12 protein-coding genes are annotated in these 13,678 nt (G+C 73.3%); 5 read left to right on the top strand and 7 right to left on the bottom strand.

The genetic code is table 11. From position 1 onward, the window contains the following. Positions 1 to 6 precede the first annotated feature (6 nt). The 4 genes from E4U91_RS12925 to E4U91_RS12910 are packed head-to-tail and all read right to left on the bottom strand — an operon-like array spanning position 7 to position 5,693. Positions 7 to 1,167, bottom strand: coding sequence for an acyl-CoA dehydrogenase family protein (locus E4U91_RS12925; RefSeq protein WP_137306991.1), 1,161 nt, complete (start codon positions 1,165 to 1,167; stop codon positions 7 to 9). 5 nt (positions 1,168 to 1,172) lie between these two features. Beyond that, positions 1,173 to 2,105, bottom strand: coding sequence for a hydroxymethylglutaryl-CoA lyase (locus E4U91_RS12920; protein WP_174867928.1), 933 nt, complete (start codon positions 2,103 to 2,105; stop codon positions 1,173 to 1,175). A 17-nt stretch (positions 2,106 to 2,122) separates the two neighbouring features. Next, positions 2,123 to 4,060, bottom strand: coding sequence for an acetyl-CoA carboxylase biotin carboxylase subunit (locus E4U91_RS12915; RefSeq protein ID WP_137306989.1), 1,938 nt, complete (start codon positions 4,058 to 4,060; stop codon positions 2,123 to 2,125). 16 nt (positions 4,061 to 4,076) lie between these two features. Next, positions 4,077 to 5,693: a carboxyl transferase domain-containing protein gene (locus E4U91_RS12910; RefSeq protein ID WP_137306988.1), complete on the bottom strand. Its 1,617-nt coding sequence runs from the start codon at positions 5,691 to 5,693 to the stop codon at positions 4,077 to 4,079. Positions 5,694 to 5,779: 86 nt separating this feature from the next. On the opposite strand from E4U91_RS12910, the gene E4U91_RS12905 reads away from it, so the two are divergent. From E4U91_RS12905 to E4U91_RS12890, 4 genes are all read left to right on the top strand, one after another. Next, the gene (locus E4U91_RS12905; RefSeq protein ID WP_137306987.1) at positions 5,780 to 6,379 is read left to right on the top strand and encodes an SACE_7040 family transcriptional regulator; all 600 of its coding nucleotides are present in this window, start codon (positions 5,780 to 5,782) and stop codon (positions 6,377 to 6,379) included. 96 nt (positions 6,380 to 6,475) lie between these two features. Continuing rightward, the gene (locus E4U91_RS12900; RefSeq protein ID WP_137306986.1) at positions 6,476 to 7,030 is read left to right on the top strand and encodes a hypothetical protein; all 555 of its coding nucleotides are present in this window, start codon (positions 6,476 to 6,478) and stop codon (positions 7,028 to 7,030) included. A 114-nt stretch (positions 7,031 to 7,144) separates the two neighbouring features. Next, positions 7,145 to 8,302 carry an acyl-CoA dehydrogenase family protein gene (locus E4U91_RS12895; protein WP_137306985.1) on the top strand — a complete coding sequence of 386 codons (1,158 nt, stop codon included), beginning with the start codon at positions 7,145 to 7,147 and terminating at the stop codon, positions 8,300 to 8,302. Positions 8,303 to 8,338: 36 nt separating this feature from the next. Next, entirely contained in the window at positions 8,339 to 9,220 is an 882-nt protein-coding gene (locus E4U91_RS12890; RefSeq protein ID WP_137306984.1) for an acyl-CoA thioesterase, read from the top strand. A gap of 18 nt (positions 9,221 to 9,238) precedes the next feature. Here the strand turns inward: E4U91_RS12890 and E4U91_RS12885 are convergent, their stop codons facing one another. The 3 genes from E4U91_RS12885 to E4U91_RS12875 form a co-directional block, all read right to left on the bottom strand. After that, positions 9,239 to 9,622, bottom strand: a complete 384-nt coding sequence (locus E4U91_RS12885; RefSeq protein WP_137306983.1) for a nuclear transport factor 2 family protein — start codon at positions 9,620 to 9,622, stop codon at positions 9,239 to 9,241. 34 nt (positions 9,623 to 9,656) lie between these two features. Continuing rightward, complete coding sequence (locus E4U91_RS12880; RefSeq protein WP_137306982.1) at positions 9,657 to 10,469, bottom strand: phosphatase; 813 nt, start codon at positions 10,467 to 10,469, stop codon at positions 9,657 to 9,659. A gap of 62 nt (positions 10,470 to 10,531) precedes the next feature. After that, positions 10,532 to 12,010 carry a PucR family transcriptional regulator gene (locus E4U91_RS12875; RefSeq protein WP_174867792.1) on the bottom strand — a complete coding sequence of 493 codons (1,479 nt, stop codon included), beginning with the start codon at positions 12,008 to 12,010 and terminating at the stop codon, positions 10,532 to 10,534. A 190-nt stretch (positions 12,011 to 12,200) separates the two neighbouring features. Here E4U91_RS12875 and E4U91_RS12870 point away from each other — a divergent pair, with 190 nt between their 5' ends. Continuing rightward, positions 12,201 to 13,664: a sodium:solute symporter family protein gene (locus E4U91_RS12870; protein WP_137306980.1), complete on the top strand. Its 1,464-nt coding sequence runs from the start codon at positions 12,201 to 12,203 to the stop codon at positions 13,662 to 13,664. Positions 13,665 to 13,678: the final 14 nt, after the last annotated feature.

Below are 13,678 nucleotides of genomic sequence, written 5' to 3'. Positions count from 1 at the left end.
GGGGCGTCAGCCCACGAGGCCCAACTCCCGTGCGATCAGCAGGCGCTGCACCTCGCTCGTGCCCTCACCGATCTCCAGGATCTTGGAGTCCCGCCACATCCGGGCCACCGGGTACTCGTTCATGAAGCCGTAGCCGCCGTGGATCTGGGTGGCCTCCCGGGCGTTGTCCACCGCCACCGTCGACGAGTACAGCTTGGCCAGCGCCGCCTCCTTCTTGAACGGCGCGCCCGACACCAGCCGGGCCGCCGCGTCCCGCCAGGCGAGCCGGGCGGTGTGGGCCTTCATCTCCATGTCGGCGACCTTGAACTGGATGGCCTGGTTGGCGCCGATCGGACGGCCGAAGGCGTGCCGCTCCTTGGCGTACTTGACCGACTCGTCCACACAGCCCTGCGCCAGACCCGTGGCGAGCGCCGCGATGGCGATGCGGCCCTCGTCCAGGATGCGCAGGAACTGCGCGTAGCCGCGGCCCTCCTCGCCCAGCAGGTTCGCCGCCGGGACCCGCACGTCGTCGAAGTGCAGCTCCCGGGTGTCCGAGGCGTTCCAGCCGACCTTCGAGTAGGGCGCGGCGACCGTGAAGCCGGGTGTGCCGGAGGGCACGATGATCGCGGAGATGCGCGGCCGGCCGTCGGGCTTGCGGCCGGTGACCGCGGTCACCGTGACCAGCCCGGTGATGTCCGTGCCGGAGTTGGTGATGAAGCACTTGGTGCCGTTGATCACCCATTCGTCGGTGTCCGGGTCCAGCCGGGCCGTCGTGCGGGTGGCGCCCGCGTCCGAGCCGCCGTCCGGCTCGGTCAGGCCGAAGGCACCGAGCATCTCGCCCGCGCACAGCCGGGGCAACCAGGTGCGCTTCTGCTCCTCGGTGCCGAACAGGTGCAGCGGCATCGCGCCCAGCGAGACGCCCGCCTCCAGGGTGATGGCCACCGAGGAGTCCACCCGGGCCAGTTCCTCCAGGGCCACGCCGAGCGCCAGGTAGTCGCCGCCCATGCCGCCGTACTCCTCGGGGAAGGGCAGCCCGAACAGGCCCATCCGGCCCATCTCCCGGACGATCTCGTACGGGAACTCGTGCCGCTCGTAGAAGTCGCCGATCTTCGGCGCGACCACGTCGTGCGCGAACGCCTCGACCGTGCGGCGGAGTTCTTCCAGTTCGGGGGAGAGCTTGAAGTCCATGGTGCTCAGTGCTCCTCGGTGTCCTCGTGGGACAGGGCTCGGACGGTGCGGGACGGGCTGGGTCGGCCCAGGTGGCCGGCCATCCACGTGCTGGTGGCGACGAGGCGGCCGAGATCGACTCCGGTGTCGATGCCGAGACCCCGCAGCATCCACACGAGGTCCTCCGTGGCGAGGTTGCCGGTGGCGGACTTGGCGTACGGGCAGCCGCCGAGGCCGCCGGCGGAGGCGTCGACGGTGCTCACGCCGTGCAGCAGCGCGGCGTGGGTGTTGGCTAGGGCCTGGCCGTAGGTGTCGTGGAAGTGCACACCGATGACGTCCGTCGGCACGCCCGCGGCGTTCAGCCCGGTCAGCAGCGCGCGCACGTGGCCGGGTGTGGCGACGCCGATGGTGTCGCCCAGGCTCAGCTCGTCGCAGCCCATGTCGCGCAGCGCGCGGCAGACCCGGACGACCTGGTCGAGCGGCACCGCGCCCTCCCAGGGGTCGCCGAAGCACATCGACACGTAGCCCCGCACGTGCGCGTCCGCGTCCTTGGCCTGCCGCACCACCGGCTCGAACACGCTGAGGGACTCGTCGAGGGTGCGGTTGAGGTTGGCCCGGGCGAAGGTCTCCGTGGCGCTGGCGAAGACGGCGACCTCGCGGGCGCCGAGGGCGAGCGCCCGGTCCAGTCCGCGCCGGTTGGGCACCAGCACGGGCAGCCGCACCCCGCCGAGTCCGCTGACCATCGGGAACAGCTGCTCGGCGTCGGCGAGCTGGGGCACCCACTTGGGGTGCACGAAGCTGGTCGCCTCGATGGTGGTCAGGCCCGCGTCGGCCAGTCGGCGGATGAACTCCGCCTTGACCTCCGTCGGCACGGCCGTCTTCTCGTTCTGCAGGCCGTCGCGCGCGCCGACCTCGTGGATCCGCACCCGTGCGGGCAGGCCCTCGGCCGGCACGGTCATGGGCAGCTGGTCGTGGCTCACCCGTCCGCCTCCTCCGTCGGTGCGATCACGGCCAGCACCTGGTCCATGGCGACCGTGGCACCGGGCGTGACGTCGAGCTCGGTGACCGTGCCGGCGTGCGGCGCGGAGACGACGTGCTCCATCTTCATCGCCTCCACCACCAGCAGGCTCTGGCCCGCGGTCACTTCGTCGCCGACCGCGACCTTCACGACGGTGACCGTGCCCGGCATGGGCGCGGTCAGCGAGTCCGCGCCCGCGTGCGCCGCCCGGCCCAGTGAGGCGGCGACCGGGTCGTGGTCGCGCACCTGCCAGGCGTCGCCGTCGCGGCCCAGCCAGTCGGCGGCGCGGTGGAAGGTGTGGCGCACCCCGTCCAGCGTCACGCCGACCCGGTCGGGTCCCACGTGGGCGTCGCCGGCGCACGCGTGCGTGACCGGGTCGAGGCCCGGGACCCGCAGCGGGAACGCGACCGGCTTGGGCCGCCCGCCCAGCCGCCAGCCGCTCGGCACGGAGAACGGGTCCACCCAGCCGCCGGTCCGCGGCCGCAGCGCGTCGAGCCGGACGGCCGCTGCGGCCTCGTACACCTCGTCGGGGACCTCGGTGGTCACCAGGTCGTCCACCACCCGCTCCACCAGGCCGGTGTCCAGCTCGCCCGCCACGACCGCCGGATGGGCCAGCAGCCGGCGCAGGAACCCGGCGTTGGTCGGCACGCCCAGCGTGACCGTCTCCGCGAGGGCCGCCCGCAGCCGGCGCAGCGCGGTCTCCCGGTCGGGGCCGTGGGCGATCACCTTGGACAGCATCGGGTCGTACAGGCTGCCCACCTCCGTGCCCTCGCTGAGCCCGGAGTCGGTGCGCACGCCCTCGCCCTGCGGCTCGCGCAGCAGCAGCACGGTGCCGCCCGAGGGGAGGAAGCCGCGCGCCGGGTCCTCGGCGCAGATCCGCGCCTCGACGGCGTGCCCGGTCAGCGTCACGTCCTGCTGACCGAAGCCCAGCCGCTCCCCGGCCGCCACCCGCAGCTGCCACTCCACCAGGTCGAGCCCGGTGACGAACTCGGTGACCGGGTGTTCCACCTGGAGGCGGGTGTTCATCTCCATGAAGTAGTACGACGACGGGTCGCCGCCCGGCACGATGAACTCCACCGTGCCCGCGCCCCGGTAGCCGCAGGAGCGGGCCGCCTGGACGGCCGCCTCGCCCATCGACGCGCGCGTGGCCTCGTCGAGGAGCACGCTCGGCGCCTCCTCGATGATCTTCTGGTGGCGCCGCTGGAGCGAGCACTCGCGCTCGCCGAGGTGGACGACGTTGCCGTGGCCGTCGGCCAGGACCTGGATCTCGATGTGCCGGGGCCGGTCCACCCACCGCTCCACCAGGAGCGTGTCGTCGCCGAAGGAGGCGCGGGCCTCACGGCGGGCGGCGGCGATCTCATCGGCCAGCGCGGCGGCGTCCCGCACCAGCCGCATGCCCTTGCCGCCGCCGCCCGCGGACGGCTTGAGCAGCACGGGCATGCCGATCTCCCGGGCCGCCTCGGCGAGCTGGGCGTCCGTCAGGCCGCTGCCGCTGGAGCCGGGCACGACCGGCACGCCGGCCGCGCGCACGGTCTCCTTGGCGCGGATCTTGTCGCCCATCAGCGCGATCGCGTCCGCGGGCGGACCGATGAAGACCAGCCCCGCTTCCTCGCAGGCGCGGGCGAAGCGGGCGTTCTCCGCGAGGAAGCCGTAGCCCGGGTGGACGGCCTGGGCGCCGGTGCGGGCGGCCGCCTCCAGCAGCCGCTCCACGGACAGGTAGCTCTCGGCGGCCGGCGGCGGGCCGATCCGGACGGCGGTGTCGGCCTCCCGGACGTGCCGCGCGTCGGCGTCCGCGTCGGAGAAGACGGCGACCGAGCGCACGCCCATCGTCCGCAGCGTACGGATCACGCGCACGGCGATCTCGCCCCGGTTGGCGACGAGCACGGTGTCGAACATGGTCGGGCAGCCCCTCTTACATCCGGAAGACGCCGAACTGGGGGTCACCCAGGGGCGCGTTGGCACAGGCGGTCAGCGCGAGACCCAGCACCTGCCGGGTCTCCAGCGGGTCGATGACCCCGTCGTCCCACAGGCGGGCGGTGGCGTAGTAGGCGTTGCCCTGGCGCTCGTACTGCGCGCGGACGGGCGCCTTGAACGACTCCTCCTCCTCGGCGGACCACTCCTCGCCCCGGCCCTCCAGCTGGTCGCGCTTGACGGTGGCGAGGACGGAGGCGGCCTGCTCGCCGCCCATCACGGAGATCTTGGCGTTGGGCCACATCCACAGGAAGCGGGGCGAGTAGGCCCGGCCGCACATGGAGTAGTTGCCCGCGCCGTAGGACCCGCCGACCACGACGGTCAGCTTCGGCACGCGCGCGCAGGCGACGGCGGTGACCATCTTGGCGCCGTGCTTGGCGATGCCGCCGGCCTCGTAGTCCTTGCCGACCATGAAGCCCGAGATGTTCTGCAGGAACACCAGCGGGATGCCGCGCTGGTCGCACAGCTCGATGAAGTGGGCGCCCTTCTGGGCGGACTCGGAGAACAGGATGCCGTTGTTGGCGACGATGCCGACCGGGTGGCCGTGGACGTGGGCGAACCCGGTGACCAGGGTCTGCCCGAACTCCGCCTTGAACTCCGCGAACCGGGAGCCGTCGGTGATCCGGGCGATGATCTCGCGCACGTCGTAGGGGGTGCGGGAGTCGACCGGGACGGCGCCGTACAGCCCGAGGGGGTCGACCTTCGGCTCGACGGGGGTGCGCACCTCCCAGGGCGGGGCGGGGCGGGCCGGGAGAGTCTCGACGATGGTCCGCACGATCCGCAGCGCGTGCGCGTCGTCCTCCGCGAGGTGGTCGGTGACGCCGGAGACCCGGGAGTGGACCTCGCCGCCGCCCAGTTCCTCGGCGGTGACGACCTCACCGGTGGCGGCCTTCACCAGGGGCGGGCCGCCGAGGAAGATCGTGCCCTGGCCGCGCACGATCACGGCCTCGTCGCTCATCGCCGGGACGTACGCCCCGCCGGCCGTGCAGGAGCCGAGCACGGCCGCGATCTGCGGGATGCCGGCGCCCGACATCCGCGCCTGGTTGTAGAAGATCCGCCCGAAGTGCTCGCGGTCAGGGAAGACCTCGTCCTGCATCGGCAGGAAGGCGCCGCCGGAGTCCACCAGGTAGACGCAGGGCAGCCGGTTCTCCAGGGCCACCTCCTGCGCGCGCAGGTGCTTCTTCACGGTCATCGGGTAGTACGTGCCGCCCTTGACCGTGGCGTCGTTGGCCACGACCACGCACTCGCGCCCGGAGACCCGGCCGATCCCCGCGATCACCCCGGCCGCCGGGGCCTGCCCCTCGTACAGCCCGTCGGCCGCCAGCGGGGCCAGCTCCAGGAACGGCGAACCGGGGTCGAGCAGGGTGTCCACCCGGTCCCGGGGCAGCAGCTTGCCGCGCGCGGTGTGCCGGGCGCGGGCCTTCTCCCCGCCGCCCAGCGCCGCCGCGGCCAGCTTGGCGCGCAGCTCCTCGACGAGCGCCAGGTGCGCCCGCTCGTTGGCCCGCCAGGCCTCCGACGCGGGGTCTGCCGCGCTCGTCAGCTCCGGTGCCTCGTGCATCCTTGCGAACCCCTCACCTTGTTAATGAGCGTTAACGCATTTCTCTCAGGTTAACGACCGCTAACCTCCCTGTCTAGAATCGATCCATGACCACCAGGACCGACGCCCCCACGCGGCGCGAGCAGATCCTCAAGGAGGCCGCCCGGCTCTTCGCGGAGCGCGGCTTCCACGGTGTCGGCGTCGACGAGATAGGCGCGGCCGTGGGCATCAGCGGGCCCGGTCTGTACCGCCACTTCGCGGGCAAGGACGCGATGCTCGCCGAGCTGCTGGTCGGGATCAGCGGCCAGCTGCTGACGGGGGCCAGGCGGCGCCTGGCGGAGGCCGACGGCGTGGCCGGCGCCGAGGAGGTCCTCGACTCGCTGATCGAGGGCCACATCGACTTCGCCATCGACGACCGTCCCCTGATCACCTTGCACGACCGGGAGCTGGACCGCCTCCGGGACAGCGACCGCAAGCTGGTGCGCCAGCTCCAGCGCCAGTACGTCGAGCTGTGGGTCTCCGTCGTCCGCGAGGTCTACCCGGCCCTGACCGAGCCCTCGGCCCGCTCGGCCGTGCACTCCGTCTTCGGCCTGCTCAACTCCACCCCGCACCTGGGCCGCACCGGCACCCTCCCCGGCCGCACCGCCACGGCGACCCAGCTCCACCGCATGGCCCGCGGCGCGTTCGCGGCGGCAGGCGGGGAGTAGCCGGCCGCCGTCGCCCGGCCACTCGTCCAGCCCGGACTGTTCACGCAGGTCAGCCGCATGATCTGATGCCCCCTGCACCGAGTGGAGGGGGGAGCCGTGGGAACCGACGCGGCTGCGACATCGAAGGGCCGACGCGTGCTGCGCGGGCTGGCGGCACTCGCCGTGACGGCGGCGCTGACGGCCGCCGCCGGGGGCGACCGGGCGCGGGACTACCCGCAGGGGGACGGGATCGCGCTGCCGGCGCAGGCCTCCTTCCTCGTCGGCTACGAGCACGCGCAGGTCGGCGACGAGTACTGGGTGGGCGGACCGCTCCCGGAGAACGGCACGGACCGGCCGCTCACCGTGCTGCGCATGCGCATGCAGCGGGTGCCCGAAGGGCTGGAGGTGGTGCGCTACGGCACCGCCACCCTCCGGCAGACCGGCGGCTACGCCCTCGGCGTCATCCAGGACCTCGCCGTCGGACCCGCCCGGCCGTTCGTCGTCGCCCCGCACGGGCAGGCCGGCGCCTACGTCTGGACGCGCGTCCGGGTGACCGGGCCCGTGCGCGGCAGGCTCTCCGGGTGCCGGTTCTGGTACCGGCAGGGTGTCGTGGAGTTCCGGCAGGACGTGGGCTGCGAGACGGTGCTGCGGCTGGGGCCGTCCGTGCGGTGAGCGTGACGAGCGTTACGGCGGGGGGCCTCTGGACGGTTCGGCTACCCGTCGGTACGCTCGACTCTGAGCAAGCGCTTAGACAGGGCCCGGCTGAAGGTACGTGGAGGTGGCGGCGTGCGCCGTACGGTGTTCAACGAGGATCACGAGGCGTTCCGGGAGACCCTTCGCGCCTTCATCGAGGCCGAGGTCGTACCGGTGTACGACGACTGGTTCGCCGCGGGCCAGGCGCCGCGCGACTTCTACTACAAGCTCGGCGACCTGGGCGTCTTCGGCATCAGCGTGCCCGAGGAGTTCGGCGGCGCGGGCCTGGACACCCACAAGTTCGAGGCCGTCCTGTACGAGGAGACGGCCCGCGCGGGCGTCCAGTTCGGCGGCTCCGGCGTGCACGTGCTGCTCGCCCTGCCGTACATCAAGATGCTGGCGACGGACGAGCAGAAGAAGTGGTACCTGCCGAAGTTCGTCACCGGCGAGGAGATGTGGGCCATCGCCATGACCGAGCCGGGCACCGGCTCCGACCTGGCCGGCATGAAGACCACCGCCAGGCTCTCCGAGGACGGCACGCACTACGTCCTCAACGGCTCCAAGACCTTCATCACCGGCGGTGTGCACGCCGACAAGGTCATCGTCTGCGCCCGCACCGCCGCGCCGACCGCCGAGGACCGCCGCCACGGCATCTCCCTGTTCGCCGTGGACACCAAGTCCGAGGGCTACTCCATCGGCCGCAAGCTGGACAAGCTGGGCCTGCGCACCTCCGACACCGCCGAGCTGGCGTTCGTCGACGTCAAGGTGCCCGTGGAGGACCTGCTCGGCGAGGAGAACAAGGGCTTTTACTACCTCGGCCACAACCTCGCCTCCGAGCGCTGGGGCATCGCCTTCGGCGCCTACGCGCAGGCCAAGGCCGCGGTCCGGTTCGCCAAGCAGTACGTGCAGGACCGCACCGTCTTCGGCAAGCCCGTCGCGCACTTCCAGAACACCAAGTTCGAGCTGGCCGCCTGCCAGGCCGAGGTCGACGCCGCCGAGGCCGTCGCCGACCGCGCCCTGGAGGCCCTGGACGCCGGGGAGCTCACCCCCGCCGAGGCCGCCTCAGCCAAGCTGTTCTGCACCGAGGTCGCCCACCGCGTGATCGACCGCTGCCTCCAGCTGCACGGCGGCTACGGCTACATGAACGAGTACCCGATCGCCCGCCTGTACGCGGACAACCGCGTCAACCGCATCTACGGCGGCACCAGCGAGATCATGAAGACGATCATCGCCAAGGACATGGGCCTGTAGGACGCCCGTCATCACTGGCGGGTACAACTACTCCTCATGAGCCAGGCACTCCAGGACCTCCTCGATCTGCTCGACCTCGAGCAGATCGAGGAGAACATCTTCCGCGGCCAGTCCCGCTCCGCCGTCGTGCCCCGCGTCTTCGGCGGGCAGGTCGCGGCGCAGGCGCTGGTCGCCGCCGGGCGGACGGTCCCCGGGGACCGGCACGCCCACTCCCTGCACGCGTACTTCCTGCGCCTCGGGGACCCCGGCGCGCCGATCGTCTACACCGTCGAGCGCATCCGCGACGGCCGCTCCTTCACCACGCGGCGCGTGGTCGCCGTCCAGCACGGGCGGCCGATCTTCTTCCTGTCGGCGTCGTTCCAGACGCACGAGGAGGGGCTCGACCACCAGGTGCCGATGCCGCCCGCCCCCGACCCGGCCACGCTGCCCACCTCGCAGGAGCGGCTGCGCGGCTACGACCACCTCGACCCGGACGTGGTCGAGCGGTTCCTGGAGGCGCGCGAGGCGATCGACCTGCGCTACGTCGACGAGCCGCCGTACGGACGGTTCGGCGCACCGCGCGAGCCGCACTCGCAGGTCTGGTTCCGCACCAACGGCAAGCTCGACGGCGCGGTCGACGTCCCGCTCCTGCACGTGGTGCTCGCCACCTACGTCTCCGACATGACGCTGCTCGACTCGGTGCTGCTCGCCCACGGGCGCGGCGGCTGGGCGGTCGGCGACGTCGTCGGGGCCTCGCTGGACCACGCCATGTGGTTCCACCGCCCGTTCCGCGCCGACGAGTGGCTCCTGTACGACCAGGAGTCCCCCTCGGCCCACGGCGGCCGCGGCCTCGGCCAGGCCCGCATCTACACCCAGGACGGCCGCCTGGCCCTCTCGGTCATCCAGGAGGGCGTGGTCCGCGTCCCCCGGACCGACTGAGGCGCCGGGGGCGGACGGTCAGGCGTCCGCCGCGGCCGGTTCGATGTCGCCCGCGAAGACGATCATCTGGTCGATCAGGCCCCGCCGCAGGTGGACGACGTCCGTGCCGGCCAGGCGCGGTCCGTCCCCGGGCGTGGTGAAGGCCCACCGGTAGCGGGCCCACTCGCCGGGCATGTCGACGCCCGAGCAGCGGATCATGGTGCCGGGCCCGGCCGGGTGGCGGCGCAGCTCGCGCACGAACCGCTCGACCGCCGCCACGCCCTCGCTGCGCCCCAGCGGCCCGAAGAACACCACGTCGGAGGTGAGGGCCTGGGAAAGCAGCTCGGTCACGTGGCGGTCGTCCGGGACGTTGAACGCGGACAGGAACATGTCGATGGCCGACTCGGCGGCTGCTTCCTCCATGCCCCCAGTCATACCAGCCGCCGTCGTCCCGTCCTCAGCCCTCGCCGTCCTCGCCACCCTCGGCCAGGCCCGCCCGGTCCAGCAGGTACGCCGTCATGGGGTCGTAGTAGCGGGGGCTGACCACGTGGTCGTCCAGGGGGACCGCCACCTGGAGGGTGCCCTCGGACTCGGCGAGGAACAGGGCCGGGTCGTTGCAGTCGGCGTAGCCGGCGGCGTCCACGCCGTGCTGGGCCGCGTAGCCCGCCCAGCCGTGGTCGGCGACCACCAGGTCGGGCAGCGGACGGCCCTCCAGCTCCAGCGCGGTGAGGATCGCCTTCATCGGCTCGCCCGAGTGGGTGTGCCACAGGGTGGCCCCGTGCTCCAGCACCGCCACGTCCGCGAACTGCATGACGTAGCCCTCGTCGGTCTGCAGCCGGTCCGGGATCACCACGATCTCGCAGCCCGCGGCGCGCAGCGCGACGGCCGTGCGGTGGTGCACCTCGAGCAGCCCGCCCGGGTGGCCGGTGGCGAGCAGCACCCGCTGCCGGTCCTCGGCCGCCTTGCGCAGCCGCCCCGCCAGCCGCTCCAGGGCGTCCACGGTCAGCTCGGCGTCGATGGTGTCCTGGCCGTACCGGTACTCGGGGTCGTCGTTGACGCCGACCCGCTCGGCCATCACCGCCAGGACGTCCTGCTCGTCGGTCCAGCGGTCGCCGAACTCCAGCCCGAACCAGAAGTGCCGGTTGCCGTTCGCCAGCTGCCGGTAGTGGGAGAGGTTGTTCTCGCGGGGCGTGGCGACCTCGCCCGCGATGCGGGTGCGCACGAGGTGGTCGACGAGCTCGGCACGGCTGGGTGTCCCGGATATCGGCATGGTGTCCATTGTGGGGCAGCGGGCCGGGGAGGTCAGCGCGGTTCCGGACGCTGGGACACGGCTCACGCGCCGTCCGGTGCGCGGTCCCGCAGCGCGAACCACAGGTCCATCCGCACGTCCGGGTCGTCCAGGTCCGCCCCGAGCAGGGCCGCGCACCGCGCGATGCGCTGCCGCACGGTGTTGCGGTGCACCGACAGCGCCACCGCCGTGCGGTCCCAGCTGCCGTGCAGCGACAGCCAGGTGCGCAGCGTCTCCGGCAGCGCGGGCGTGGCCGCGATCGGCGCGAGCAGGGCCCGCGCGTGGGCGGCCGCCTCGTCCGGCGGGACCAGGTCGGCGAGGGCCGCCCGGGCGCCGTGCCGCAGCAGCGGGACCCGCGTCGCCCGCGCCCGGGCCAGCGCCCGGGCGGCCTGCGCGTCGGCGGCCGGCCACTGCGCCGGCTCCGCCGCCGCGCTGACGCCCAGCGTCCAGCCCGGGTACGGCTCCGGCTCCCGCCCCTGCGGCACCAGGACCCGTACGACCCCGTCGGCGAGGTCGACCAGCGGCGAGCCCAGCGCGGCGCCCAGCGCGGAGGCGGCCACCGGGTCGGCGGCGTGGGCGTCGGGACGGGCGTGCACGACGGCCCAGCGCCCGGCGCCGAGCAGCGGCGCCACCTCCTCGGGGGCCGCCCCGAGCAGCAGCCGGACCAGGGCGGAGGAGCGGGCCGCGCCCGTGCCGCTCTGCTGCTCGCCGGTGAGCAGGGAGAGCAGCACGGCGGCGACGGAGGCGATGGTGTGGTCGCCCGGCTCGCGGTGCGGGGTGGCGAGACCGAGGACGAAGTCGTGTCCGGCGCCCAGGGCGTAGGCCGCGAGGTGGGTGCCGGCGGCGGTGTCGGTGGCCGAGGTGGGCGTGCCGGGACCGCTCGGGCGGACCACCTCCGCGAGCGCGGCCAGCGCCTGGCGGGCCGCGTTCCCCGCCGGGCGTCCGGCGGCGGCGACCTCCGTCGCCTCGGGCCCGTACAGCACCGCCCGGCCCGCCACCCGCTGGGCGAGCTGACGCAGCACCGACGGCACCGGGTCGGGCCGGGAGGCGGCGGCCGCGAGGCTCTGCTGGGCCTCCGTGACCCGGCGCAGCTCGGCCAGCCGGGCCTGGGCCATCAGCTGCCAGACCGCGCGGGCCACGCCGGAGAACGTGGTCCGCGGCGGGACCTCGACCAGCGGCAGGGCGTGCGCCGCGCAGGCCGCTACCAGTGCCGGCGGCACGGTGTCGTGCACCGGCGCCACCCCGAAGCCGAGGGCGGCGCCGCCCGCCGCGACGATCCGCGCCACGTAGGCGTCGAAGTACGTCCCCGGGTCCGCCTCCCGCGGGACGTGCACCCCGGCCGTCAGCAGCAGCTCACCGCCCAGCAGGTACGGGTAGGGGTCGCTCATCTCCGAGGTGTGCGCCCAGTGGACGACGACGTCCGGGCCGGTCGGCCCCGCGAGCTGCCGCAGGGCGAGGTCCTCCCGGGCCAGGAGCGCGGCGAGCGGCACCGGCGGGGTGGGCGGGACGGCGGGGTCCGGCATGGTGTGCGTTTCCTCCACTCCGTACGGCGTGAATGGAGGGAACGTACACTTCGCAGTCGCTTTTCGGCCACCTAGGGTCGAGGGACCGGCGACCGGTGAGCGGGTACGGGCGGATGTCCCCGCGCCGAGTCGCCGCACACCCCCCGTTCCCTGCACGACACGCCACCGAGAAGTGTGCGAAGGAGGCCCCATGGCCGTCGACTACGTGGTGATCGCCGTCTATCTGGCCGGCATGCTGGCCATGGGCTGGTGGGGCATGCGCCGCGCCCGGTCCAAGAGCGAGTTCCTGGTGGCCGGCCGGCGCCTGGGACCCGCCCTGTACTCCGGCACCATGGCCGCGATCGTCCTGGGTGGCGCCTCCACCATCGGCGGCGTGGGCCTCGGCTACCAGTACGGCCTGTCCGGCGCCTGGATGGTCTTCACGATCGGCCTCGGCCTGCTGGCGCTGAGCGTCTTCTTCTCGGCGCGCATCGCCCGCCTGAAGGTCTACACGGTCTCCGAGATGCTCGACCTGCGCTACGGCGGCCGGGCGGGCCTGATCTCCGGCGTCGTCATGTGGGCGTACACGCTGATGCTCGCGGTCACCTCGACCATCGCGTACGCCACGATCTTCGACGTGCTGTTCGACGTCGACCGCACCCTGGCGATCGTGCTGGGCGGCTCCATCGTGGTCGCCTACTCCACGCTCGGCGGCATGTGGTCGATCACGCTGACCGACATGGTGCAGTTCGTGGTCAAGACGATCGGCGTGCTGCTGCTCCTGCTGCCCATCGCGGTGGTCAAGGCGGGCGGCTTCTCCGGCATGAAGGCCGAGCTGCCCACCTCGTACTTCGACCCGCTGGGCATCGGCGGCGAGACGATCTTCACCTACGTGCTGATCTACACCTTCGGCATGCTCATCGGACAGGACATCTGGCAGCGCGTGTTTACCGCGCGCAGCGACCGCACCGCCCGCTGGGGCGGCACCGTGGCGGGCACCTACTGCCTCGTCTACGCCCTCGCCGGCGCCGTCATCGGCACCGCCGCCAAGGTGCTCTACCCGAAGCTCGGCAGCCCGGACGACGCCTTCGCGACCATCGTGAAGGACGAACTGCCCGTCGGCGTGCGGGGCCTGGTGCTGGCCGCGGCGCTCGCCGCCGTGATGTCGACCTCCTCCGGCGCGCTGATCGCCTGCGCGACCGTCGCCAACAACGACATCTGGTCACGTCTGCGCGGCATCGTGCGGCCGTCCGCCCAGGAGCACGACGAGGTCCGCGGCAACCGGGCGTTCATCCTGCTCATGGGGGTCGCGGTGATCGGCACGGCGATCGCGCTGAACAACGTCGTCGAGGCGCTGACGGTGGCGTACAACCTGCTCGTCGGCGGTCTCCTGGTGCCCATCCTCGGCGGGTTGCTGTGGCGGCGCGGCACCGTGCAGGGCGCGCTCGCCGCGGTCGTCGTCGGCGGCGTCGCGGTCATCGGCCTGATGGCGGCCTACGGCATCCTCGCCAACGAGCCCGTCTACTACGGCCTGCTGGCCTCCCTGGCCGCCTACGCGGCCGTGTCCCTCGCCACCCGGCCGACCGACGAGGCGGTCCTGACCGCCTGGCGGGAACGGCTCGCCGGCCGGGGGAAGCCCGAACTCGTGTCCGAACCGGTCCCGGCTCCCCGGTAAAGTCCCCGGGGAAG

This window comes from Streptomyces lasalocidi (assembly GCF_005280215.1).
Taxonomy (GTDB): Bacteria; Actinomycetota; Actinomycetes; order Streptomycetales; family Streptomycetaceae; genus Streptomyces; species Streptomyces longwoodensis.
Note: the sequence above shows the minus strand (reverse complement) of the source record. Positions and strands in the feature narration are given on the sequence as shown.